Annotated in this window: 22 protein-coding genes; 12 read left to right on the plus strand and 10 right to left on the minus strand. The window is 64.1% G+C overall.

The window, feature by feature from the left end; all coding sequences use genetic code 11:
* Positions 1-56: 56 nt before the first annotated feature.
* The 3 genes from MF606_RS03230 to MF606_RS03240 all read left to right on the plus strand — a co-directional run bounded on the left by MF606_RS03230 (position 57) and on the right by MF606_RS03240 (position 5,488).
* Entirely contained in the window at positions 57-3,632 is a 3,576-nt protein-coding gene (locus MF606_RS03230) for a peptidoglycan-binding protein (protein ID WP_240232222.1), read from the plus strand.
* Positions 3,633-3,803: 171 nt separating this feature from the next.
* Positions 3,804-4,730 carry a sulfite exporter TauE/SafE family protein gene (locus tag MF606_RS03235; protein WP_240232223.1) on the plus strand — a complete coding sequence of 309 codons (927 nt, stop codon included), beginning with the start codon at positions 3,804-3,806 and terminating at the stop codon, positions 4,728-4,730.
* Positions 4,727-5,488 (plus strand): TIGR02186 family protein, encoded by a 762-nt coding sequence (locus MF606_RS03240; protein WP_240232224.1) that lies wholly within the window; start codon positions 4,727-4,729, stop codon positions 5,486-5,488. The genes MF606_RS03235 and MF606_RS03240 overlap by 4 nt, the downstream gene beginning before the upstream one ends.
* Before the next feature lie 132 nt (positions 5,489-5,620).
* Here the strand turns inward: MF606_RS03240 and pdeM are convergent, their stop codons facing one another.
* Together pdeM and MF606_RS03250 are read right to left on the minus strand one after the other, a co-directional pair.
* Positions 5,621-6,283, minus strand: a complete 663-nt coding sequence (gene pdeM, locus MF606_RS03245; protein WP_240232225.1) for a ligase-associated DNA damage response endonuclease PdeM — start codon at positions 6,281-6,283, stop codon at positions 5,621-5,623.
* 41 nt (positions 6,284-6,324) lie between these two features.
* On the minus strand, positions 6,325-8,826 hold the full coding sequence (locus tag MF606_RS03250) for a ligase-associated DNA damage response DEXH box helicase (protein ID WP_240232226.1): 2,502 nt from the start codon (positions 8,824-8,826) through the stop codon (positions 6,325-6,327).
* A 74-nt stretch (positions 8,827-8,900) separates the two neighbouring features.
* On the opposite strand from MF606_RS03250, the gene MF606_RS03255 reads away from it, so the two are divergent.
* From MF606_RS03255 to MF606_RS03270, 4 genes are all read left to right on the plus strand, one after another.
* On the plus strand, positions 8,901-9,194 hold the full coding sequence (locus MF606_RS03255) for a DUF6460 domain-containing protein (protein WP_240232227.1): 294 nt from the start codon (positions 8,901-8,903) through the stop codon (positions 9,192-9,194).
* On the plus strand, positions 9,194-9,865 hold the full coding sequence (locus MF606_RS03260) for a nucleoside/nucleotide kinase family protein (protein WP_240232228.1): 672 nt from the start codon (positions 9,194-9,196) through the stop codon (positions 9,863-9,865). The genes MF606_RS03255 and MF606_RS03260 overlap by 1 nt, the downstream gene beginning before the upstream one ends.
* A 3-nt stretch (positions 9,866-9,868) precedes the next feature.
* Positions 9,869-10,081: a hypothetical protein gene (locus MF606_RS03265; protein WP_240232229.1), complete on the plus strand. Its 213-nt coding sequence runs from the start codon at positions 9,869-9,871 to the stop codon at positions 10,079-10,081.
* A 122-nt stretch (positions 10,082-10,203) separates the two neighbouring features.
* Complete coding sequence (locus MF606_RS03270) at positions 10,204-11,556, plus strand: MATE family efflux transporter (RefSeq protein WP_240232230.1); 1,353 nt, start codon at positions 10,204-10,206, stop codon at positions 11,554-11,556.
* On the opposite strand, the gene MF606_RS03275 is transcribed toward MF606_RS03270, so the two are convergent.
* The 3 genes from MF606_RS03275 to MF606_RS03285 form a co-directional block, all read right to left on the minus strand.
* Positions 11,553-12,761, minus strand: coding sequence for an RNA polymerase sigma factor (locus MF606_RS03275; RefSeq protein ID WP_240232231.1), 1,209 nt, complete (start codon positions 12,759-12,761; stop codon positions 11,553-11,555). The genes MF606_RS03270 and MF606_RS03275 overlap by 4 nt on opposite strands.
* Positions 12,758-13,099, minus strand: coding sequence for a YciI family protein (locus MF606_RS03280; RefSeq protein ID WP_240232232.1), 342 nt, complete (start codon positions 13,097-13,099; stop codon positions 12,758-12,760). The genes MF606_RS03275 and MF606_RS03280 overlap by 4 nt, the downstream gene beginning before the upstream one ends.
* A gap of 64 nt (positions 13,100-13,163) precedes the next feature.
* Positions 13,164-14,786 carry an ATP-binding response regulator gene (locus MF606_RS03285; protein WP_240232233.1) on the minus strand — a complete coding sequence of 541 codons (1,623 nt, stop codon included), beginning with the start codon at positions 14,784-14,786 and terminating at the stop codon, positions 13,164-13,166.
* Positions 14,787-14,959: 173 nt separating this feature from the next.
* Here MF606_RS03285 and mscL point away from each other — a divergent pair, with 173 nt between their 5' ends.
* Both mscL and MF606_RS03295 read left to right on the plus strand, forming a co-directional pair.
* Positions 14,960-15,394 carry a large conductance mechanosensitive channel protein MscL gene (gene mscL, locus MF606_RS03290; RefSeq protein ID WP_240232234.1) on the plus strand — a complete coding sequence of 145 codons (435 nt, stop codon included), beginning with the start codon at positions 14,960-14,962 and terminating at the stop codon, positions 15,392-15,394.
* Positions 15,395-15,680: 286 nt separating this feature from the next.
* Positions 15,681-16,316, plus strand: a complete 636-nt coding sequence (locus MF606_RS03295) for a response regulator transcription factor (RefSeq protein WP_240232235.1) — start codon at positions 15,681-15,683, stop codon at positions 16,314-16,316.
* A 55-nt stretch (positions 16,317-16,371) separates the two neighbouring features.
* On the opposite strand, the gene MF606_RS03300 is transcribed toward MF606_RS03295, so the two are convergent.
* Positions 16,372-16,950: a TetR/AcrR family transcriptional regulator gene (locus MF606_RS03300; RefSeq protein WP_240232236.1), complete on the minus strand. Its 579-nt coding sequence runs from the start codon at positions 16,948-16,950 to the stop codon at positions 16,372-16,374.
* 68 nt (positions 16,951-17,018) lie between these two features.
* Between MF606_RS03300 and MF606_RS03305 the strand changes: the two genes are divergently transcribed.
* Both MF606_RS03305 and MF606_RS03310 read left to right on the plus strand, forming a co-directional pair.
* Positions 17,019-17,396 carry a nuclear transport factor 2 family protein gene (locus tag MF606_RS03305; RefSeq protein WP_240232237.1) on the plus strand — a complete coding sequence of 126 codons (378 nt, stop codon included), beginning with the start codon at positions 17,019-17,021 and terminating at the stop codon, positions 17,394-17,396.
* 84 nt (positions 17,397-17,480) lie between these two features.
* Complete coding sequence (locus tag MF606_RS03310; protein WP_240232238.1) at positions 17,481-17,843, plus strand: nuclear transport factor 2 family protein; 363 nt, start codon at positions 17,481-17,483, stop codon at positions 17,841-17,843.
* On the opposite strand, the gene MF606_RS03315 is transcribed toward MF606_RS03310, so the two are convergent.
* From MF606_RS03315 to hemA, 4 genes are all read right to left on the minus strand, one after another.
* The gene (locus MF606_RS03315) at positions 17,828-18,286 is read right to left on the minus strand and encodes a GNAT family N-acetyltransferase (RefSeq protein WP_240232239.1); all 459 of its coding nucleotides are present in this window, start codon (positions 18,284-18,286) and stop codon (positions 17,828-17,830) included. The genes MF606_RS03310 and MF606_RS03315 overlap by 16 nt on opposite strands.
* Before the next feature lie 112 nt (positions 18,287-18,398).
* On the minus strand, positions 18,399-19,055 hold the full coding sequence (locus MF606_RS03320; protein WP_240232240.1) for a protein-L-isoaspartate(D-aspartate) O-methyltransferase: 657 nt from the start codon (positions 19,053-19,055) through the stop codon (positions 18,399-18,401).
* Between the two features lie 176 nt (positions 19,056-19,231).
* The gene (locus tag MF606_RS03325) at positions 19,232-19,606 is read right to left on the minus strand and encodes a VOC family protein (RefSeq protein WP_240232241.1); all 375 of its coding nucleotides are present in this window, start codon (positions 19,604-19,606) and stop codon (positions 19,232-19,234) included.
* Between the two features lie 78 nt (positions 19,607-19,684).
* On the minus strand, positions 19,685-20,965 hold the full coding sequence (gene hemA, locus MF606_RS03330) for a 5-aminolevulinate synthase (RefSeq protein WP_240232242.1): 1,281 nt from the start codon (positions 20,963-20,965) through the stop codon (positions 19,685-19,687).
* A 345-nt stretch (positions 20,966-21,310) separates the two neighbouring features.
* Here hemA and MF606_RS03335 point away from each other — a divergent pair, with 345 nt between their 5' ends.
* The gene (locus MF606_RS03335; RefSeq protein WP_240232243.1) at positions 21,311-22,633 is read left to right on the plus strand and encodes a hypothetical protein; all 1,323 of its coding nucleotides are present in this window, start codon (positions 21,311-21,313) and stop codon (positions 22,631-22,633) included.
* The last annotated feature ends 2 nt before the right edge of the window (positions 22,634-22,635 follow it).

A 22,635-nucleotide genomic window follows, 5' to 3' on the forward strand; every position in this document is an offset into this window, starting at 1 on the left:
GTCATACCTTCGTGTTGAATCGCGAGGGGACCGTCTTTTCACGACAGGTACCGCTCATGGCCCGCGCTAACCCTCTCCAGGAATTGTCCGACCCGGCCGCCGATCCGCAGCCCGGGGAATGGCAGGCCTTGCGCGGCGAACTTGTCGCGCTATTGGATCAGGTCGAGGGACGATACGCCCGCGTCGAGCAACCCGAGCCGGCACTGGCTGGTTTGACCCAACGCGTCCGCAACCTGCGCGACCAGGTGGTTGGCCCCGAGACCTCGGTGCGCCGCCGTGAGGCGCTGCGCACCGTCAAGCGGGCGGTCGACCGTTTCAGCGAGCGCGACGATGTGGTCGACGAGCAGGATGCGCTCAGCAACGCGATTGCCGAAATCCGCGGCCGCCAGATGTCCGGTTCGGTCGCGGGCCTCGGCCGCCGCACCGCCGATCAACCCGAATTCCGCGAGCTCAACGCCCTGGTCGGCGGCCTGTCCAATCGCCTCGAACGCCTTGAGGGCGAGCTCAAGTCGCAGCGCTCCAGCAATGGCAGCGTCCGCGAAGTGGCGAGCCAGGTCGAGCAACTGACCCATGTCGTGGAACTGCTGGCCGGCGCGGTCGGCGAGACCGGCCAGGTCAAGCGCCTCGAATCGCAGATCGGTGCGCTGGCCGCGCTGATTGAAACCGGACCCAAGGTCGATCTTTCCGCCATCAATGGCCGCCTTGATGACGTTTCGGCCACCGTGGGCAAGCTCGCCGAACTCCAGGCCCAGCAGATGGAGCGCGAGATTGCTCGCGAAGACCGCCGGGCCGCCGAGCCGGTCGCCGAAGCGGCCGGGACGCTCGCGCCTGCCATGCACGCCATCGAAAAGAGCGTGCGCAATGTCTACGACCGCATCGACTCGATCGAGAAGACCGTCGCCCTCGCATCGGGTGACTTCGAACGCCTTACCTCCGAGATGGCGGCGTTCACCCAGGCCATGAATGACGGCACCGCTGCCCCCGGCAAGCTTGTCGCCAAGGTCGACGCCCTCGCCGCCCGCATAGGCGATTTTGAAACCTCTAATGGCGAGGTTGTCGGGCTCAAGCAGGACATTTCGGCGCTGCGCGACGCGGTCATCTCGGGCATGGAGCCTCGCTTCAATCGCATCGAAAGTCAGATTGAGGCGCTGGCCGGACAGCGCGGCGATACCGCCGAGGTCGAGAGCCAGCTCAAGCTGCTGATGCAGCGCATGGACGAAACCAGCTCCCAGCTCGATGGTCTGGCCCGGCTCTATTCCGCCCCGTCCGACGCCACCGATCTGGAGGCCATGGCAACCCTGGTCGCCGAACGCACCAGCGATGCCGTGACCCGCAAGGCCCCGGCGCCGGTCGCCATGTTCGGCCCCGATAGCCTCAAGAGCATCGAGGATCGGATCACCGGCCTGATCAAGACCGCTGGTAAAGGCCCGGACTACGAAGCTCTCGCCACCATGGTGGCCGAGAAGACCTCGGCCGCCGTGGCCAAGACCGCCCCAGCGACAACCTCCGGCGACATCAGCCAGCAGAGCATGAGCGCGCTCGAACAGCGCGTTTCGGCCCTGCTCAATACCGCCGGCAAGGACACCGCCGAGCGGCTGACCCGCCTCGAAGCCGCCCTGACCGCTCGGTCCGACCGCGCACTCGCCGAGCCGGCAAAGCCCGTCCTCGACGAAGCTATCCCTGCACCGGCTCCCAAAGCCGAGAAGCCGGCCGAAAGCCGCGCCGAAAAGCTCGACGCCATGCTGGCCGCACTGGCCGGTCCGCAGGCTGACGTCCGCAACGATGCCATGCCCGCCAATCCGGCCGACGAAGCGCCGCTCGTCGATCCCGGCTTCAAGGATACGACCCCGGTACGCACCGCGCTCGACGCCAAGGTCGCTGCGCGGCCGCAACCTGCCCAAGCGCCCGCTCGCCCGGCAGTTGCCGAGCGTCCCGCCTTCGACGTAGCCAGCGTCGAGCGTCCGCCGCGCCCGCAATCGAGCTTCGCCGAAACCAGCACCGACCCCTTCGCTCCCGCTGCCCCGCTGGCCGCGCCTCAGGTTGACGCGCCGGTTAGCCAGAACAATACCAGCACTTTCGTCGCCGCGGCCCGCCGGGCCCAGCGCGCCCGCCAGGAAACCGCGGCTCCCGCCGCGACCGGTTCGTCCGCCATCAGCCGGGCTCTGTCGCGCTTCCGGCCATCGACAACGGCTCAGCCGGCAGCAGACGCCACCACCGCCGAGATCGTCGCCCCTGAGGTCAAGGCCGAGAAACCGGCCAAGCCTGTCAAAACCCCCAAGCCGGTCAAGGAAAAGCGCGGCAAGGCGGCCGAACCCGCAGCCACCGCACCCGCTTTCGGCATCGATGGCGATCCGGTGGTCAAGCAGAGCTTTATCGCGCGCAATCGCCGCGCTTTGCTCCTCGGCACGCTCGTCATTCTGGTCTCGGTGCTGGCCGTCAACCTCGTGCTGCAGCGGCGGCCCGCCGCCACGCCGGCGCCAGCGCCCGCTGCCGAACCGGCCGTTCCGGCACCATCGGCCGAACCCACCGCGACCGACGATGTATCGCTGGTCAAGCCCGAGCCGCGCATCATCGACATGATCGACGGTACGGCCACGGCGTCGATCAACCCGGCTGTGCCCTCAACCTTCACCCGGGCAGCAATCGTTGCGCCGATGCCGCCCGCACTGTCGGCCAACGCCAGCGCCGCGCAAATCGCTCCGCTCGATGCACCCGCCGATGCGGTCTCGCCTGAAACCACCGCCAGCATTCCTGACGCGCCGGCCGTGCCGCAGACCTTCGATCTGCCGCCCGAAGGCGTGGGCCCGCTCGAACTGCGCCAGGCAGCGGCCGACGGCGATGCCCGAGCCCAGTTCGAAATCGGTGCGATCTACACCGAGGGACGTGCCGTCACCCAGGACTATATCGAAGCCGCTAAGTGGTATGAGCGCTCCGCCGCTCAGGGCTTCGTGCCGGCGCAATACCGCTTGGGCAATCTCTACGAGACCGGCACCGGCGTCGAAAAGGACATGGAAGTCGCCAAGCTCTGGTACCAGCGCGGTGCCGAGGCCGGCAATCGCATGGCCATGCACAATCTGGCCGCGCTTTATGCCGGTGGCGTGCTGGGCGAGCAGGAGTTCGAAACCGCTGCCGAGTGGTTCCAGCAGGCCGCTGCCCGCGGCATGACCGACAGCCAGTTCAACCTGGGCATGCTCTATGCCCGTGGCCTCGGCGTCGAGCAGGATTTCGAGCAGTCCTACAAGTGGTTCTCGCTGGCCGCTCAGGGTGGCGATGCCGACGCCGGCAAGGCACGGGACGATATCGCCAAGTCGCTGAGCGCCGATGCCGTAAGCCGCGTTGGTGCCGAAGTCGCCGCATTCAAGGCCGAGCCGATCGATCTGGCCGCCAACTTCGCCCCGCTTGGCACCTGGTCGCCGACCTTTGATCCGGGTGAGCCGATTTCCACCAAGGATGTCGTTGCCAAGGTGCAGCAGGCGCTGGCCAAGCTCGGCTTCGATGTTGGCACGCCTGACGGCCTGGCCGGGCCCAAGACCGCCGAGGCCATCAAAACCTTCGAGCGCAGCACCGGCATGAGCGAAAGCGGCGCCATTAATCCGCGGCTGCTGGCGGTGCTGGGCAGTCAGCCCGTCTGAGAGGCCACGAACGGGCTCGTCTGACATAAAATCTTGGTTTGACACCCCTGGGTGCCGGACCTAAGCCCGAAACATTGTCCGGTTCCCGCCGAAAAGCGGGAACCTTTGACCTATTGTTGACGTACGACCCTGTAGGGTTGCACGGAACAAGTTTTTTGACGGAACAAGGTCTTGCAGATCTATCTGCCGATCGCAGAGATGTCCGTGAACCTCTTCTTTCTCGTGGGGATCGGAGGGGCGGTCGGTTTCCTGTCGGGTCTGTTCGGCGTTGGCGGCGGCTTCCTGTTGACGCCGCTGCTGATTTTCTCCGGCGTGCCGGCACCCGTGGCCGTGGCCTCGGTCACCGGTCAGGTCGTGGCCGCGTCCACGTCGGGGGCGCTCAGTCACTACCGGCGCGGCGGCATAGACCTGCATCTGGCCATGTATCTGGTGCTTTCGGGCATTCTCGGTGCCTTTGGCGGTGTCGCGGCCTTCGCCATCCTGCGCGATGCCGGCCAGCTGGATTTGTTCATTTCCGTCGGCTTCCTCGTCCTGCTCGGCTTTGTCGGCGTCCTCATGCTCATCGAGAGTACGCGCGCCATTCTCAAGGCGCGCAAGGGCATCGTGGTGCGCGAGCGCCTGCCCAATCAGCATAACTGGATTCACGGCCTGCCCATGCGGGTCCGGTTCAAGAAGTCGCGGCTCTATATCAGTGTCCTGCCGGTGCTGGTCATTGGCCTGTTCATTGGCTTCGTTGGCTCGCTGCTGGGCATTGGCGGCGGCTTCATCATGGTGCCGGCGCTGGTCTACCTGTTGCGCGTGCCGGGCAATGTCGTGATCGGTACGTCGCTGGCCCAGGTCGTGGCCATGATGGCCGCCACCACCATCCTTCACGCCGTGCAGAGCCAGAGCGTCGATATCATGCTGGCCTTCTGCCTGATGGTCGGCGGCACCGCTGGCGCCCAGTTCGGCGCTTCGGCCGGAAAATATCTGCGCGGCGAGCAGCTGCGGGGCCTTCTGGCATTGCTGGTGCTGGCCGTCGCCATCCGCTTCGGCCTATCGCTGGTGCTGGCGCCTGCCGATGTCTTCAGCATGGCCGTGCTGGGACCGGCCAAATGAGGGCGCTGGCGGCTCTCGCCGCAGTCCTGCTGATCCTCGTCGTGCCCGTTCAGGCCGAGCGGCTGGTCTCCCAGCTCTCCAACGACTCGGTGGAAATCACCTCGAGCTTCGATGGCGAGCGCATGACCTTTTTCGGTTCTATCGCCCCCGACGCGGGCTCGGACCAGAAATTCGTCCAGGGCCCATTCCATGTCGTGGTGGTCGTGCTTGGCCCGACGCAGAACCGCGTCGCCCGCCAGAAGACCCACAATTTCGGCATCTGGCTCAACACCGATCAGGTCGAATTCGACAATTTCCCGAGCTACTTCCACGTCCTGTCGAGCGGCAAGCTGACCGACATCACCGACGTCACCACCCTCACCACCAACTACATCCTGCCCGAAGCCCATACCCTGGTGGCCAATAGTGGCGATTGGTGGAAGGGCGCCATCTTCGGCCGGCAACTCGTCCGGCTGATGAGCGAGGAGGGCCTGTTCGGCATGCAGGAGAACGGCGTCAATTTCCTCTCGGAGAGCTTCTATTCCGCGCGCCTCACTCTGCCGAGCAATGCGCCGCCCGGCCCCTATCTGGCGCTGACCTATGTGTTCAAGGACGGCGAGATCATCGCCCGCAAGTCGGAGGGCTTTGCCGTGCGCAAGATCGGCTTCGAGCGCTTTCTGGCTTTGTCCGCCGTCCAATACCCACTGCTCTACGGCCTGGTCTGCGTCATCCTCGCCCTGTTCACCGGCTGGCTCGGCGGCGTCCTGTTCAAGCGGTAGAAACCCCCACCCAACCTCCCCGTGATAGGGGAGGAACAGATCGAGTCTTTAAATGCGATTTCGCCCGTCCACCGCGCGGTCCCTCTCCCTGTCAGGGGGAGGCTAGGAGGGGGGTATACGAGAGAGCCCCTGCTATCCCCGCACCAGCCGCTTTGGGCTCACCGGATACGTCCGGTCCTTGCCCAGCATCGTCACTTCCAGCCCCGCCATCTGGAACAGCCCCAGAAATGCCGGCGACAGGATATTGATCGAACCCGTCGACGAGCCATAGGCCGGCAAGATCATCAGCCGGTTGTCATGCACGAAGCAGGCACGGCGCGTCGAACGACCTTCGATATAGACGCGCGCCGCTGGATGCAGATGCCCCGCGACCAGCCCCGAGGCTCCGCGCTCCGGCTCATGCGTCAGCGTCAACCCGGCGAACTCGACGCGGCTCAGGCATTGCCCGCCCAGGGCATGCGGGCGCGGATCGTGATTGCCCGATAGCCAGATCCACTCGGCCATATCGGTCATCATGTCGAGCCGGGCTCGGTCGGCGTCACCGAGCGTCGTCGTGCCCTCGTCGCGGTGAAAGCTGTCGCCGAGCGAAACCAGCCGCTGTGCCCCCGTCCGGCGCATATCGGCTTCGAGCCGCGCCAGCGTCAGCCCTGTGTCATAGGGCGGCAGCATCTGGCCCTGCCGGGCAAAGCTGCTCATCTTTTCGAGGTGCAAGTCCGCCACTAGCAGCGTCTGCTGGGCGTGCCAGTAGAGGCCGCCGGAGGGCAGGGGTTCGAAATTGTGTCCGGCAAAGCGCAAGATCGGCGTCTCCGTGATCTCGGCTCGATAATGAAGCTGATTCAACTGCGGCCCAAGGCCTCGCGCATCAATTCGTCGGCAGCATCCGCCATAGCTGATTCGCGGCCCTCCCCGAAAATCGGCTCCTTGCCGATATCGAGCATGACCGGTATCGCCAGCGGCGAAATGCGCTCCAGCGGCTTGTGCACGATGTGCCCGCGAATGCGCCGCAGCATGTCGCCCAGCCGCTCGATATCGAGCAATCCCCGCGCCGCATCGCGCCGTGTCGCCTGGATCAGGATGTGGTCCGGTTCGTGCTGGTAGAGCACGTCATAGATCAGATCACTGCTCATGGTGATCTGCCGGCCGGACTTCTCCTTGCCCGGATGGCGCCGCTCGATCAGCCCCGAAATGATCGCGCAATTGCGGAACGTCCGCTTCATCAGCGCCGATTCATCGAGCCAGTCCTCGAGATCCTCACCGAGCATGTCCTCCGAGAACAGCTCGTCGAGCGAAAGCCGTTGCGTCTTGATCAAGGCCGAAAGGTCGCCCAGTCCCCAAATGGCCAGCGCATATTCGGACGCAACGAAACCCAGTGGCCGTGCCCGCGCCCGCTCCAGCCGCCGCGTCAGCAGCATGCCCAGCGTCTGGTGCGCCAGCCGCCCTTCGAACGGGTAGCAGACCAGGTAGTTTTGCGCCCCGCGCGGAAACGTCTCGACCAGCAGGTCATTGCGCCTGGGCATGACCGAGAAGTCGCGTTGCAGCCGCAGCCAGTCGCTGACCTGGTCGGGCAATACCGACCAGCTCTGGGGCGTATCCAGCATTCGCCGCACCCGTTCGGCGAGATAGGTCGACAGCGGAAACTTGCCCCCCATATAGGAGGGGATTTTGGGGTTGGCCGATTGGGCCCGGCTCACGAACGCCTCGTTGTCCTTCATCCCCTCGAACGCCACGATCTCGCCGCCGAACATGAAGGTGTCGCCCGGCAGCAGCGTGCCGAAGAAATACTCCTCCATCTCCCCCAGCACGCGGCCACCGGCTCCAATAGGGCTGTTGGACTGCCCCTTCTTGAGACCTCGCGACCGGATCAGCCGCACCCGCACCATCGGCTCCTCGATGATCGTCCCGATATTGAGCCGGTATTGCTGGGCCACCTGCGGATTGGCGATACGCCACCTCCCGTCCGCGGTCGGCTTCAGCCGCGCATAGCGTTCATAGGCGCGCAGCGCATAACCACCGGTCGCCACGAAATCCAGCACCCGGTCGAACTGTCCGCGCTCGATATCGCGATAGGGCCAGGCGCGCCGGATTTCGTCATAGAGGTCGTCGGCGGCAAACGGTTCGGCGCAGGCCATGCCCAGGATGTGCTGCGCCAGCACGTCATAGCCGCCGCTGACCGGGTCTTCGCTGTCCTGGTGGTTCTCGGCCACCGCCTCCAGCGCCGCCTCGCATTCGAGCACCTCGAAACGGTTGGATGGCACCAGCACCGCTTTCGATGGTTCGTCGAGCCGATGGTTGGCGCGGCCGATGCGCTGCAGCATGCGCGACGACCCCTTGGGTGCCCCCACCTGCACCACCAGGTCCACATCGCCCCAGTCGATGCCCAGGTCGAGCGTCGAGGTGCAGACCACCGCCTTGAGGTCGCCGGCCACCATCGCACTCTCGACCTTGCGCCGCTGCTCCACCGACAGCGAACTATGATGCAGCGCGATCGGCAGCAGGTCGTCATTGACCGCCCACAGCCCCTGAAACAGCATTTCGGCCTGCGACCGCGTGTTGACGAACAGCAGCGTGGTCTTGTGCTGCTTGATGATCTCATAGAGGTCGCGATGGGCATAATTGGCCGAATGCCCCGCCCACGGCAGCCGCTGCTCCGTCTCCAGAATTTCGAGTACTGGCGGCGCTCCGCCCGACGCGGTCAGCAGATGCGTCTCCCGCCCCGGCACCGGTTGGGCGATCCAGTCACGTAGCAGGTCCGGTCGCGCCACCGTAGCGCTCAGCGCCGTGATCTGCAGGTCCGGCGCCAGCTTGGCGATCCGGGCCAGCGCCAGCGACAGCAGTTCGCCGCGTTTCGAGGTCACCAGCGCGTGCAACTCGTCGAGCACGATGCGCTTGAGCGAGCCGAAGAACAGGTCGGCATGCGGATGGCCGATCAGCAGGCACAACTGCTCCGGTGTGGTCAGCAGGATTTGCGGCGGGTTGGACCGCTGCCGCGCCCGCTTGTGCCCGGGCGTGTCGCCGGTCCGCGTCTCCACCTTGATCTTGAGGTTCATCTCCAGGATCGGCGCCATCAGATTGCGCTGCACGTCCACCGCCAGCGCCTTGAGCGGCGAAATGTAAAGCGTGTGCAACCCATCGAACGAGCCATCCGCTAGGTCGGTCAGCGTTGGCAGGAAACCGGCCAGCGTCTTGCCCGCCCCGGTCGGCGCAATCAGCAACGCCGACGCTCCCGCCTTCCAGCTTTCCAGCACGTCGAGCTGGTGCGCCCGCGGCGCCCAGCCCTTGCGGGCGAACCAGTCGGTGATAACGGGGGGAAGCGTGGTGGTCGGCCACGAAGTTCGCAAGGCACACCTTCTGCAAATCAAAAAACAGCCTATATGATCCCCCAGCACCGCAACAGGCCGCCGGAGGACATGCCATGACCGATCAATCCCAGAGCGAAGCGCCCCGCCGCACGGGCCTCGAGCGCTTCTTTGGTGGCAGCCCCACCGGCGTCGTTATCCGTCTCGTGCTGCTCTCGCTGGTGGTCGGCTTTGTCATGAGTGTCTTCGGCATCAGCCCGCAAAGCGTTATCCGCGGCGCTGTGGACCTGTTCCGCGACGCGTTGCGCGACGGGTTCGGCGCCTTCCGCAGCATTGGCGCCTATATCCTGACCGGTGCCGCGCTGGTCGTTCCGATCTGGCTCATCATCCGCCTCACCAAGGCGCGCTGATGGTCCCCGAGCATCTGAGACTGACCCCGCAGCAGGCACTCCAGCGGCTGGTTCCGCACGTCCTCGAAATGGAAAGCCAGGCCCGCCACCGCATCGCCATCGGCCTTGCCGGAGGCCCGGGCAGCGGCAAGTCCACCCTCGCCGCCGAGCTCGTGACCATGCTCAATGCCGTTCATCCCGGCAGCGCGCAATTGGTGCCGATGGATGGCTTCCACATGAAGCATGCCAAGCTCGAGGCTATGGGCCAGGTCGACTACAAGGGTGCTCCGCACACCTTCGAAGGCGCTGCCTTCGTCGATTTCCTGCGCACCCTGAAAACCGCGACCACCGCAGTTAGCGGCCCCAGCTACTCCCGCAAGATCGAAGATGTCGTCGACAACGCCTTCGCCGTTGCGACCGAAGTCCGCATTCTGGTGGTCGAAGGCAATTACCTGCTGCTCGCCGAGGCACCTTGGGCCGATGTCAAACCGCTGCTCGACTACGCGGTTTTCGTCGATGTCCCGCGCGACATCGTCAAGGCCCGCCTGCTCAAGCGCCATGGCGAGGAAGGCCTGTTCTCAGAAGAGCGCAACCGCGCCCATATCGAGCGCAATGACTTGCCGAATTATGACCTGGTACGCTTGTCGCGGGATCGCGCCGATGTTGTGATCACCATGGATGTGGAGCGCTAGACCATGCGAACTGCCGTGATTGCCCTTTCGATCCTGCTCGGCGCTGGTGTAATCGCGGCCACGCTGGCGCTCCGGCCAACCGGGTTCGATCGCTGCGTATCGATCGTCAGCCGCGACATCGACGATCCCGTCAAACTCGCCGGCGCCACGCTCGATCCCCGTGATGTCGAGGTCCAGGCCGCCAAGATTTGCGCGGGCAGCGCGACGGCGAGCTAAATCGGCAAACGGTCCACCATCGCGCCAAGCGATTGTGGGAGAGCGAAATCCCACGCAATTTCCTTCGTCGGAACGGCGCCCTGAGATAGAGAGAGTGGCAGCCCGCGAATCCGGTCCCCACCATGACGTCCCCACGCCCCCAGCATCCCTTTGATGTGCGCCACGCCGATGTGTGGAAGATCGCACTTCCGGCCTCCGTGGCCTTCATAACCGAACCGCTGGTCGGCCTGGTCGATATTACCGTCATTGGCCGGTTGGGTGACGCTGGCATGCTCGGCGGCCTGGTGCTGGGCGCGCTGCTCTTCGATATCATTTTCTCGCTGGCCTATTTTCTGCGCATTGGTACGGCGGGCCTCGTGGCGCAATCCGTTGGTGCCAGGGACCCGCGCGACGGCCTGCTGCATGTCAGCCGCGCCATCGTTCTGGGGGTCGGCATCGGCCTGCTGATGATTGCCCTGGGTGGACCCATCCTTTGGCTGGCGACCAGTCTGCTGGCGCCCGAGGCCGGCGCCTCAGCCGCTCTCGCCGACTACTTCCAGTATCGCATCTGGTCGGCCCCATTCTCGTTGGTCAACTATGCCTTGCTGGGCTGGTTCTATGGGCGCGCCTCGGCCAAGACGGGCATGGCGTTGCAATTGCTGCTGCATGGCTTCGATATCGTGCTGTCCATCTGGTTCGTGCATGGCCTCGGCTGGGGCGTTCCCGGAGCGGCGATTGCCACGGTCATCGGGCAGGCGGTGGCCGCACTTGTCGGCTTGGGCCTGCTGCTGCGCCACTACGGTGGCCTCAGCGCGGTGCTCCACAGGATCGCTCCCGGCGAGCTGATGGACGCTGCCGCGCTCCAGCGCATGTTCGGCCTGAGCCGCGATCTGATGATCCGCTCGGCGGCTCTGATGGGCGCCTATGCCTGGTTCGCCGCCCAAGGCTCGCGCATGGGCGAAGTGGCTCTGTCAGCCAATGCTGTCCTGCTTAACCTCCTGATGATCGTCGCCTACTTTCTCGACGGCATCGCCCAGGCCGCCGAGCAGCTCACGGGCAAGGCCGTGGGCGCAAACTGGCGCCCGGCTTTCGACCAGGCCTACGGCCTGAGCTTCCTCTGGGGCCTGATTCTGACGCTGACTCTGGGCCTGGCCTGGTACTTCAGCGGCCCCTTGGTCATCGGCCTGATGACCACCAATGTCGAGGTGCAGGCCTACGCGCTGACCTACCTGCCCATCGCCGCGCTCTGCACCGTTACCTTCATGCCGGCCTTCGTCTTCGACGGCATCCTGGTGGGCACCACGCTCAATACGACGATGCGCAATGGCATGGTCGTGTCTCTGATTGTGTTCCTCGCCGCCGCTCTGGCCCTGCAGCCTGTCTTCGGTAATTGGGGCCTATGGGCGGCTCTGCATTGCTGGTTCATCGCCCGCGGCGGCATCTATTGGTGGGCCCTCGAACGCCGCAAGGCCGGCCTCTTCGTCGCTCCAGCCTAGAGCTCGCGCAGCCTTCGCTCGATATAGCGCCGCTCCGCCGGCAAAACGGTCAACACCAGCGCTGCGTGGTAGGCGGTCCTGGCCTCATCCACCCGTCCGAGCCGCCGCAGCAGATCGGCCCGCGCGGCGTGGAACAACCGATAATCGGCAAGTTCCCCCGCCAGCGCGTCGATCAGCACCAAACCGGCGTCGGGCCCGTCGTGCATGGCAACCGCTACGGCGCGATTGAGCTGCACGATCGGCGATGGATCGAGCCGCAACAGCAGATCATAGAACACGACGATCCGGTCCCAGTCCGTCGGCATATCCGCATGCGCTCCGGCGATTGCCGCCTGGAGCGAATAGATGCTGAACCGCCCCGCCAGCACTTTGCGCACCAGCGCCTGTCCCTCAGCGATCTGCCCTTGGTCCCAGAGTGCGCGATCCTGCTCGTCCAGCGGTACGATATCGCCATCGACCACCCGCGCTGCCCGCCGCGCATCATGCAGCAGCATCAGCGCCAGCAGGCCACGCACTTCCGGCTCGTCGATCAGCGTATCGAGCAGGCGCGCCAGCCGGATCGCCTCGGCGCACAGGTCGGTGCGCAGCGCCGGTCCGTCCGACGAAGACAGGTATCCTTCGTTGAACACCAGATAGATCACCTGCAGTACCGTCTCGATCCGGTCCGGCAGCTCCGCCGGTTCCGGCACGGCATAGGGAATGCCCGCATCCCGGATCTTGGCCTTGGCCCGCACGATGCGCTGGGCGATTGTCACCGGCTTGCTGAGATACGCCGCGGCGATTTCCTCGGTCGTCAGCCCGCAAATCTCCCGCAAGGTCAGCGCTACCTGCGCATCGGGCGAAAGGGCAGGGTGGCAACAGGTAAAGATCAGCCGCAGCTGGTCGTCGGCGATATCGGGCGCATCCTCATCCTCGGGCAGGGCGGCCAGTTCGATTTGCTGCACCAGCTGGTCCGTCGCCGCATCGAGGCGCACTTCGCGACGGATGCGGTCGATCGCCTTGAAGCGCCCCGCCGAAACCAGCCAGGCACGCGGATTGGCGGGCACGCCATTGCGCGGCCAACTATCCAGCGCAGCCAGCCAGGCGTCGTGCAGTGCTTCCTCGGCCCGCTCGAAGCCGCCCAACAGGCGGATCAGGGTCGCCAATACGCGCGGCGCCTCGGCCCGGTAGACGGCCTCGATGGCCTTGACGGCCTCCTGAGTCATAGTACCGGCCGCACCTCGACGCAGCCGATTTTGGCCAGCGGAATATTGGCGCCGATGCGCATGGCTTCGTTGAGGTCTGCGGCCTCGATCAGAATGAAACCCGCGACCTGCTCCTTGAGCTCGACAAACGGACCGTCGGTGGCGCTCATTCGGCCCTGCCGCATGCGCACCGTGGTTGCCGTGTCAGGCGATTTCAGCGCCTCGGCCGCGATGAAATGGCCGCTGCGCTGCAGCTCCAGGTCATACTCTTGCGATTCCCGCACCAGTTGCGCCCACTCGCCCGGCGGCAGCGTGTCGATCAGCGTATTGTCGAAACAGACGAGGCACAGATATCTCATGGTAGTGTTCTCCGGTTCTGGTTTTACCGGAAGCTGGTCGAACGGGGAGCCGTGGATTCGACATCTAGCCGGCGCGCTTGGTCGGGCTGCGGCCCTGATTGGCCAGCCCGCTGATCGTCGCCCGCAGCGCGGCTGGTTTGACCGGCTTGGTCACCACGGCGATACCACGGTCCTCCGCCAGCGTTCGAACCGCCGGACTCCGGTCCGCCGTGACCAGTGCCGCCGGCAGGTGACCGCCCAGATTGTGCCGCAGCCACTCGATGGCATCGAGCCCCGATGTCTGGTCGAGATGATAATCCATCAGCACCAGGTCCGGATACCAACCCTCCAGCAAGCGCTCGCGGTCGATCTGCTTCAGCGATAGCGCCGTCCGCACGTCGCATCCCCAATGCGTCAGCAGGCCTTCCATCGCTTCGAGGATGGCGCGTTCATTGTCGACGCACAGCACCTTGAGTTCCAGTGTACCGAAGCTCACTTCCGCCGGCGCTTGCCCAGTCTCGGGTGCGGCGCGGATGGTTCGGGTAGCCGGCAGGAACAGGGAGAACCGCGATCCGTGTCCCTCTCGGCTATCGAGCTCCAGCGTCAGCCCCAGCGCCGCCACCAGGCGCTGCACGATCGATAGGCCCAGTCCCAGTCCTTGGGCCATCCTGGCGCCGCGCTCGAGCCGCGAGAATTCGGCGAACAGCAGCCGGTGTTGGTCCTTGTTGAACCCGATGCCGGTATCGATCACATCGAGCCGCATGCGGCTGCCCCGGCGCCGGAACCCCACCAGCACCTTGCCGCCGGGTACTGTGTACTTGATTGCGTTGGATACCAGGTTCTGCACGATGCGGCCCACCAGCGTGCGATCGACCAGCACCGTGGAATCTGTCGCCACGATGCGCAGCGAAATATTGCGCTCGCGCGCCAGCGGGCCGAATTCGACCTCGATCTTCTTGAGCAGGTCGCGAGCGGCAACCGGAGCCGGTGCCGGCTTCAGCGCTCCGCTGTCGATCCGCGAAATATCGAGCAGCGCCGACATGATGTCTTCCACCGCCGTCAGTGACGCCTCGATGGAATTGGCGAGGTCGGCGAGACCCGTCAGCTTGGCCCGCTCAATCAGCGTCGACGTATAGAGCCGCGCCGCATTGAGCGGCTGCAGCAGGTCATGGCTGGCAGCGGCCAGAAAGCGCGTCTTGTCGTGATTGGCGGCGTCGGCCTTGGCCCGCGCGTTTTCGAGCTCGGAATTGACCCGCGTCAGCGCCGCCGTGCGCTCCTGCACTCGCCCTTCGAGTGTCTGGTTCACCCGCTCAAGTTCGCGTTCCGCCTTCACCCGGGCCGTCACGTCGGCAAAGCTGATGACCAGTCCGCCATCGGGCAGGCGGCTCGAATGAAACTCCAGCGTCTGGCCGGCATTGCCCATGCGCTGCGTTACCGTGGTGGGCGATGCCGTGAGCAGGTTGATCCGCTCGATGGCCAGCCGTGCCGCATCACCAGCGCCCAGATCGCCGCGATCCCCCAGGAACAGCGCAATGTCGAATAGGGGCGTGCCCGCCTTCGTCAGTGCCCCCGGCAGGTCGAGCAGACTGTTGTAGCGCGCGTTGGACATGACCAGCCGCAACCCGGCATCGAACACCGCAATGCCCTGCGGGATATGGTCGATCGCCTCTCTCAGGCTTGCCTTCGCATGGGTGTGATGGGTCGGCATGGGCGTTCGATCCGGGACCGTCTGAGTGCGGGTTGGACTATCCGCCCGTGATCAAACCTGCGCAAGACCAACTCTAGGACCATTGCTTTTACGTTTGACCTAATGAATTCTTAACATCCGCGGGTCGCGCGGGCCGCCTCGGGCAGGGCGTATCGATATTAATGAGGCTTACTATGTTCAAGGAATTCCGGGACTTCGCTATCAAGGGCAACATGATCGATCTCGCGATCGGTGTGATTATCGGTGCTGCATTCGGCGCCATCGTATCGTCGATCGTCGACGATATCTTCATGCCGATCATTGGTCTCATCATCGGCGGCATCGACTTTTCCAACCTGTTTGTTGTGCTGTCCAACCCCGACAATGTCCCGGTGCCGTCCATCGCCGCCGCCAAGGCGGCCGGTGTCGCCACCCTCAATGTCGGTCTGTTCATCAACGCCGTGGTGAAGTTCACCATCATCGCTTTCGTGCTCTTCCTCGTGGTCAAGGGCATCAATTCGCTCAAGCGTGAGGCCGCCAAGGAACCCGTCGAAACGACGCCGGCTCCGACCAAGGAAGAAGTTCTGCTCACCGAAATTCGCGACGCGCTCCGCGCCAGCCCGCGTTAACCCGCACTGGATTGTAGGCCAGTCTTCGGACTGGCCTTTTTTGCATCAATTCCTAGGAAAATAGTCATTGACAGGGCGATGATAGGCAAATAAGCCTATGGTATTGGTAGTGAGCCATAAGGGTTGTCCGTCTCGACGGCAAGAACACTTAGCGCAAACTACCATAGCGATTCATCGAAGGGGCTGCGTCGCCGGCACTGCTTGGGCAGGTTGCACGATGGCGAAGCCTTCCCGAGGGGACGGTGAGCGCGATTGAGCGAAATTTGCCAACTGGGCAGAGGGCAACATGAGCGAAGAGATTTACTACCATTCATTTCTGAACCGCGACCGACTGATCCATATAATCGATAGTGATCCGGCCACCTGCGAGGCGCTGAGCGTATTGTTCCGCCTCGAGGGCTTCCAGACGACGTTCTCGCTGGAAGCTGGCCACTTCATCGTCAGCCTTGAGCGCCGACGACCCGATATTGTCGTACTGAACCTGCGCGTGGGCGAGGAAAGCGGCCTCAGCCTTCTGCGCCGGATCAAGGCGATGCGGACGGGCACGCCGGTTTTCATGCTTGCCGATCATCCGCAGATCGAAGCGGCCGTCACCGCCATGAAGCTGGGTGCGTCCGATGTCATTAGCAAGCCGATCGACACCGAGCATTTCCTGACTGTCATCCGCGATGCCCTGCGTCGCGATGTGCATCTCGGCGCCATGCATGGCGGGCGCCGGCCGGTCGAAGTGCGCGGCTTCTCTCAGCTCACCCCGCGCGAGCGCGAGGTGCTGCAGCTCATCACCAACGGCCAATCCAATAAGGAAGCCGGCCGCGAATTGGGCATTTCCCCACGCACCATCGAAGTCCACCGCGCCCGCGTCATGGAAAAGCTTGGCGCCCGCAACACCGCCGACCTGATGCGGATCGTGCTGACGAGCTAGTTGGCCCTTCTGGACCCGCTTTGCACTAGAAGCGGGTCTCCTCGCTGAACTCGGACTAGTGCCGAACCAGGATCCGGGACAACCCCTCTGAAATCAGGCCAGCAGTGGCTTTGGGGTCGTCCAGATAGGCGCTTTCGAGCACGCCATCCGAAAGAGCCACAAGCAACGAGGCCGTGAGAGACGGCGTGGGATCGCCGTCCTCGGTCAGCAATTGCTGCAGAACGCCGTGATACCATGCGCGGCGAGCATCAATAGCCCGCCGCACGGGGCTTTGCGGGTCGGGATACTCGGCCGCCGCATTGAGGAATGGGCAGCCCCGGTAGTCTCCCATGACGACGGCGTCGCTGATGCGTGCCATTACAGCGGCGATCATCTGGCGTGGCGCCTGCTTGGGCAGCGCCGCAACGGCCTCCCGCCCTATCCGATCCTGAGCTTCGATGTAGCCGAGGACGAGGTCATCTTTCGACGGGAAGTGATTGTAGAATGTGGCCTTTGCCACGCCCGCTTCTGCGATGATGCGGTCGATGCCCACGGCATGGATGCCCTCCGCATAGAAGAGCCGCGTTGCGGTGTCGAGTAAGCGGAGCCTTGCGGCGCTGGTCGCGGGATCGCCTGGCATAGCTGTCCTTTTCATTGCTTGACGCCTAACAGACAGGTCTGTACAACGTCAATAGACAGACCTGTCTGGCTATGGAGTGAAGAATGCAGCCGCGTGACACATTTGAAATCGTGCACCGTTTCAACCGGGCGTTTCAGGAGCACAATCCGGCGCTCCTCGACGATCTCATCGCGCCCGACTGCGTCATGGAGTCCATGCAGCCGGCGCCAAACGGCACGCGCTACGAAGGCTACGATGTCAACATGTCGTTCTGGAGGGCCATGGCCCTGGACCGGGCGAACCACTTCGAGGTGGAGGACACCTTCGTAATGGGAGACCGGGCCAACGTCCTATGGCGATATCACTTCGCCGACGGCGGCTCGGTGCGCGGTGTCAGCCTGATGCGGGCCCGCGAAGGCAAGATCGTTGAAGCACTGGCCTATGCCAAGTCGCCGGGTCAAGCCGCGCCCTTGCCTGAATGACCCGCGCCGCTGCCTGCGGCAGCCCGCTGCGCCCCAGCACCGGTTCCTGATGACACCAATCAACCGACCTCAACGAGGTAAGACATGACCGAAGACTGCAACGCTATTCGCACGCTCCTCGAGCGCTTCAACGGCGCATTTCAGACCCATCGCCCCAACGACCTCGACGACCTGATTGGGGAGGGCTGCGTGCTTGAGAACACGGCGCCCGCTCCGGATGGCGCGCGCTATGAAGGACGGGTGGCGTGCCTCGCATTCTGGAAGGGTATCGCGTCCAACGCCGATCTTGCCTTCGAACCGGAGGATATCTGGGTCGGCGAGGATCGGGGGATCATCCGCTGGCGGCTGCGCTGGAGCGCGCGCCAGGAAGATCAGGTCCGGGGCGTCAACATCATGCGCGTTCGAGATGGAAAGATCGTCGAAGGCCTGGGCTACGTGAAGGGATAGTCCCCGCCATGCTGCGCCGCTATGACCTTGCGCATGTAAAGCGTCTCGCCACCCATGAACGGCTCGCTTTTGAACGTGTCGTAACCGACCCGCTCATATAGCGCGACATTGGACGCGAAGGCGGCATTGGTTAGCAGCCGGATTTCCGTGCGCCCGGCCGATAAGGCCAACTGCTCGGCATGCTCCAATAACCGTCTCCCATACCCCCGGCCTTGCTCGGCCGGATCGACCGCCACGTTCTCGATCCACAGGTGATCGTCATGCAGCACGGTCTCGATCAACCCGACGCCGCGTTCGTCCATGCACAGCAGGTCTATCCTGTGCTCCACCACCGCGAGGGCATAGTCCGCGAGCATCGGGCGGGGCTCGCGGCCGATCAGTGGCACCCACCTGGCATAGGCCGCACGGACCAGATCACGAATGGCAGGGACGTCGTCTGCCATAGCGGTCCTGAGGTAGAGCGTTCCGTCGGCAACCATGGGCGTCCCGCTCGCATGAAGAACCCCCGATGGGGGCGGATGATGGGACAACGTTTGTGGCTTGTGCCTCAGACCGTCAAGTGGCCGGTTGCTCGGGCCAGCCCTCGGCGCCGATTAGCGGCACGAACAGCACCGGTCCAAGATCCTCGGTGGCAAGCGCCATGTCGCCGATGCGGGTCATGCACTGGAGTTGTTGCTCTCCCCGCGAGCTGCCCACCGGCATCACCAACCGTCCGCCCAACGCCAACTGCTGGCGCAGCGCTTCTGGGACTGCCGGGCCGAAGGCCGATACGACGATCCCGTCATAGGGTGCCCCATCCGGCCAGCCCAGTGTGCCGTCACCCTCGATCACCCTGACATTGGCATGGCCTAGCGCCCTGAGCCTTTGCCGGGCATCATTGGCCAGCCTGTGGTTGCGCTCGATGCTCACCACCCGCGCGCCCAGTTCGCCCAACAGCGCGGCGACGTAACCCGAGCCGGTACCGATTTCGAGCAGGCGATGGTGGGGCTGCGGTGCAATGGCCTCAAGCATCGTCGCGACCACCAGCGGCTGGGAAATAGTCTGCCCGTCCCCCAGCGGCACGGCGCGGTCGGCATAGGCCAGATGCTGTTGCGCTTCCGGCACGAACCAGTCGCGCGGAACGTGGGCCATGGCGTCAAGCACACGGCGGCTCTTGATGGTCAAGCCGATCAGCTTGATCATGTCCTGTTGCGTAGCAGGCCGGTCTGCCATCGGGTCCTCCCATGGCGAAACCACGCCGGCAACAGGCCGGCTCTGGCGAACGAGCCACCAAAGGTCGGCAGCGTCAGCTCGCTCGCGGTGGTCTTCGCACTCGCCTTCGCGAGCGGCAACTCGGTAACGTTGCGGTCCCGCTGCGCGGGGGTCAAGTCCCGAGCGCCGGACTGGTACTATCCAGCGGGGATGCGCCCGAGGCCGATTTCGTTGCCGTCGGGATCATAATACATGACCTTGCGCACGCCCTCTCCGGGTATTTCTTCCGCGCCGAAGGTGAGGCCCCGGCCGGAAATCTGCTCGATAATCCCTTCGAGATCGCTGCACATTATCGTCTGGATCGCGCCTCCGGCGCGGTCCGGGTCGACGATGATGTAGACCCAACGATGATCGCCGATGGCCCAGACCGCTTCGGTCTCGTTTGGAAAGAAGCTCGGCGTGGTGCCGAACAGGCGCTGGTACCAGTCCAGCGACGCTCGGAAATTGCTGACCGGAATGCCCGCGAACACGTCCGTGCCCGTTCCGCCAAAGATGCGTTGATCATCAGCCATGGTCTCACCCTCCATTCTGTTTTGATACCAGAATGACGGTCGAGGCAGGTCTGTTCCGACAGCCTGAAGGCTGTCGGCTTAACCGCCGACGGTTGGCAGGGTCAGGTCGCCCGAAGTCAGCTTGCTGGCCGTAATCTTCGCATCCGCCTTCTCGCGCGGCAGTTCGAGGCTCGTCCACACACTGACTAGCGCGTGTCGCAGCGCGAAAATCGACTCGTCGGTATGTAGCGGCGTCGGGGTGATGCGCAGGCGCTCGGTGCCCTTGGGCACGGTCGGGTAGTTGATGGGCTGGATGTAGATATTGTGCTTTTCGAGCAGCATGTCGCTCGCTGCCTTGCACTGGCGCGCATCGCCCACCAGCAGCGGCACGATATGCGTCTCGGTCTCCATGACCGGCAGGCCGGCATCGGCCAGGATGGCCTTGGTCAGCCGCGCCTGGCGCTGATGCATGATGCGCTCATGCGTCGAGGTTTTGAGGTGCTCGATCGAGGCGCGGGCCGCGGCGCAGAGGGCCGGGGGCAGGGAGGTGGTGAAGATGAATTCGGGCGCGTAGGAACGCACCGCATCCACGATCGCCTTGTTGGCGGCAATGTAGCCCCCCATCACGCCAAAACCCTTGGCCAGCGTGCCCTCGACGATGTCGATGCGATCCATCAGGCCTTCGCGCTCGGCGATACCGCCGCCGCGCGGACCATACATGCCCACTGCGTGCACTTCGTCGATATAGGTCAGCGCCCCGAACTCCGATGCCAGGTCGCAGATTTCCTTGATCGGTGCGATGTCGCCATCCATCGAATAAACCGACTCAAAGCAGATCAGCTTGGGGCGCTTGCGGTCGGTGGCGGCCAGCAGGTCGCGCAGATGGGCGACGTCATTGTGGCGGAAGATCTTCTTTTCCATGCCCGATTGACGCACGCCCTGAATCATCGAGGCGTGGTTGAGCTGGTCCGAGAAAATCACGCAATCGGGCAGCAGCCGGGCAATGGTGGCGATGGCCGCTTCGTTGGACACGAAGCCCGACGTAAAGACCAGCGCGCCTTCCTTGCGGTGCAGGTCGGCGAGCGAGCGCTCCAACTCGACCAGTGGGCGATTGGTGCCCGAAATATTGCGCGTACCACCCGAGCCGACACCGAGCTTGCCCGCCGTGTCCTGCATGGCCCCGATCACATTGGGATGCTGGCCCATGCCCAGATAGTCGTTGGAGCACCAGATGGTGATCTCGCGCTGGTTGTCGGCGTCATCGCGATAGACGGCGCGGGGGAAGTGGCCGGCGACTCGCTCGAGGTCGGCGAACACGCGATAACGCTTCTCCGCCCGCAGCGTATCAACCGCGTCCTCGAATATACTGCGATAGTCCATCGAAACGTCCTTTGCGCACTGCCCGCCGGCGGAAAACGCTCCGCTTCAGCCTGCAGTCTTTGCCTAGTCCTGCGCCCGGCACATTGACATAGGTCAATTCGCCGCGACGCCTCCAAGCCATTCTCGCGCCGTCCCTTCGCGCGCCAACTTGAGAGCCGTTCTAAACTGCAAAGCCGGTTTTGCCAATGCGTCAGAGCCTCGCACCACGCCCATGGCGAGGCCCTCTCTCCTTCGTGAGCATGCCGGTATTCACGAATTAACGGCCAATCCGCGCCGTTGTTGCCGAGGTAACCTTCTGCGGGTAGCATCACAAAAAAGCCTCAATTGGGCATCGAGGGGAAAGTCGTGAAGAGTTTTTCTTCTACCAGTTTCGCTGGCGATAATGCCGAGACCCTGGCTCTGGCGCGAGCGGCTGTCAGTCGTGATCCTACGGCGCTGTTCACCGACTTCCAGTGGTTCCTCTATGCGGGTAAAGACACCGTCTTTTTCACCGCTTTCTCGCGCAACACCTTCGACAAGGACGGCCTGGGCAATCTGGTCGCCGAAATGGTCGCGCTGGCGCCGCAACTGACCCACGGTTATATGGGCGCCCGGCCAGGCCAGCCCTTTCCTAAGCATGTGCTCGACGCCATTACCTCGGTGGAAGTGGTCGATGACTTTGATGGCTACCCGGACAAATGGATCGGCAAGTCATCAGACATTTTTGCGCATGAGGACCTGCCGCTATTCCGCGTCATGGTGGCGGTGCGCCGGGACGGACCCGACGCCGAAGGGCGCGCCTCAGTCATCCAGGTGCGCTCGAGCCATGCGCTGCTCGAAGGCTCAGATTCGGCGCTGCTGACGCGCTCCCAGTCGGCCGGCCATGGCACCATGTCGAACAAGGCCAACAAGCTGCCCTGGACATCGCGTCTGCACAGCGCATTTCGCGGCGGCATGACTGCGTTCATCTATATCGCCATCGCCAATCTGCTGGCCCCCAAGGAGAAGCCCTGGGGCTTTAGCACGCTGGCCATCAAGCGGCACCGGTTGCGCCTCCTCGCCAACAAGCTCGGCGTCAGACAACGCTCGCTGCTCTTTGCCCTGGTAACCCACGCCCTCAATGGCGAGGGCGAGGAAAAGGCTATGAGCAAGAAGGTGATCGGCGCGGCCTATACCATGCTCGATACCAAGAGGAACGACGCCGACGACGACTTCTTCCGCGTCCGCGCGCTCGAAGCCAAGTTCACCGTCATCGAGGACTTCGTGGAGTATGTCCGCGCCGTGGACGACACCGTTGCCCAGATCGAGCAGAAGGATATCACCAAGTTCCAGGTGACGATGAACGCCATGTTCAAGGCGCTGCGCAGCGCCAATCGGCTATTGCCTTTCCTGCCGGGTAAACGGTTCTGGCGTTTCAATGGCGGCATGCATGTCGTGCTGACCCTGGTGCCGCCACATCGCACCTATGGCCCCATGACCAATGGCATGGTCGAGCCGATCTATTGCGGCGCCTGGCACAGCGCCACCAACATCTGCACCTTCTGCCCCGGCCGCGAATATGTGACGCTCAATTTCTCCATGGAAACGCGTCACATCGCCAATGTCGATAAGGTCATGCGCCTGCTCGAAGAGGTTGAGGCTCGTGACGTCACGCCCCACAAGATGATGGCCTCTGTCGAGGGCATGTAGCG

The sequence above is a fragment of the Devosia lacusdianchii genome, assembly GCF_022429625.1.
GTDB lineage: Bacteria > Pseudomonadota > Alphaproteobacteria > Rhizobiales > Devosiaceae > Devosia > Devosia lacusdianchii.

Excerpts from the sequence above, each read along its gene's own strand:
- MF606_RS03320 (WP_240232240.1), bottom strand. The coding sequence starts at position 19,055 with ATGGCAGACCGGCCTGCTACGCAACAGGACATGATCAAGCTGATCGGC.
- MF606_RS03285 (WP_240232233.1), bottom strand. The coding sequence starts at position 14,786 with ATGCCGACCCATCACACCCATGCGAAGGCAAGCCTGAGAGAGGCGATC.
- MF606_RS03230 (WP_240232222.1), top strand. The coding sequence starts at position 57 with ATGGCCCGCGCTAACCCTCTCCAGGAATTGTCCGACCCGGCCGCCGAT.
- MF606_RS03280 (WP_240232232.1), bottom strand. The coding sequence starts at position 13,099 with ATGAGATATCTGTGCCTCGTCTGTTTCGACAATACGCTGATCGACACG.
- hemA (WP_240232242.1), bottom strand. The coding sequence starts at position 20,965 with ATGGACTATCGCAGTATATTCGAGGACGCGGTTGATACGCTGCGGGCG.
- MF606_RS03310 (WP_240232238.1), top strand. The coding sequence starts at position 17,481 with ATGACCGAAGACTGCAACGCTATTCGCACGCTCCTCGAGCGCTTCAAC.
- MF606_RS03240 (WP_240232224.1), top strand. The coding sequence starts at position 4,727 with ATGAGGGCGCTGGCGGCTCTCGCCGCAGTCCTGCTGATCCTCGTCGTG.
- MF606_RS03315 (WP_240232239.1), bottom strand. The coding sequence starts at position 18,286 with ATGGCAGACGACGTCCCTGCCATTCGTGATCTGGTCCGTGCGGCCTAT.
- mscL (WP_240232234.1), top strand. The coding sequence starts at position 14,960 with ATGTTCAAGGAATTCCGGGACTTCGCTATCAAGGGCAACATGATCGAT.
- MF606_RS03295 (WP_240232235.1), top strand. The coding sequence starts at position 15,681 with ATGAGCGAAGAGATTTACTACCATTCATTTCTGAACCGCGACCGACTG.
- MF606_RS03300 (WP_240232236.1), bottom strand. The coding sequence starts at position 16,950 with ATGAAAAGGACAGCTATGCCAGGCGATCCCGCGACCAGCGCCGCAAGG.
- MF606_RS03255 (WP_240232227.1), top strand. The coding sequence starts at position 8,901 with ATGACCGATCAATCCCAGAGCGAAGCGCCCCGCCGCACGGGCCTCGAG.
- MF606_RS03270 (WP_240232230.1), top strand. The coding sequence starts at position 10,204 with ATGACGTCCCCACGCCCCCAGCATCCCTTTGATGTGCGCCACGCCGAT.
- MF606_RS03305 (WP_240232237.1), top strand. The coding sequence starts at position 17,019 with ATGCAGCCGCGTGACACATTTGAAATCGTGCACCGTTTCAACCGGGCG.
- MF606_RS03265 (WP_240232229.1), top strand. The coding sequence starts at position 9,869 with ATGCGAACTGCCGTGATTGCCCTTTCGATCCTGCTCGGCGCTGGTGTA.
- MF606_RS03260 (WP_240232228.1), top strand. The coding sequence starts at position 9,194 with ATGGTCCCCGAGCATCTGAGACTGACCCCGCAGCAGGCACTCCAGCGG.
- MF606_RS03275 (WP_240232231.1), bottom strand. The coding sequence starts at position 12,761 with ATGACTCAGGAGGCCGTCAAGGCCATCGAGGCCGTCTACCGGGCCGAG.
- MF606_RS03325 (WP_240232241.1), bottom strand. The coding sequence starts at position 19,606 with ATGGCTGATGATCAACGCATCTTTGGCGGAACGGGCACGGACGTGTTC.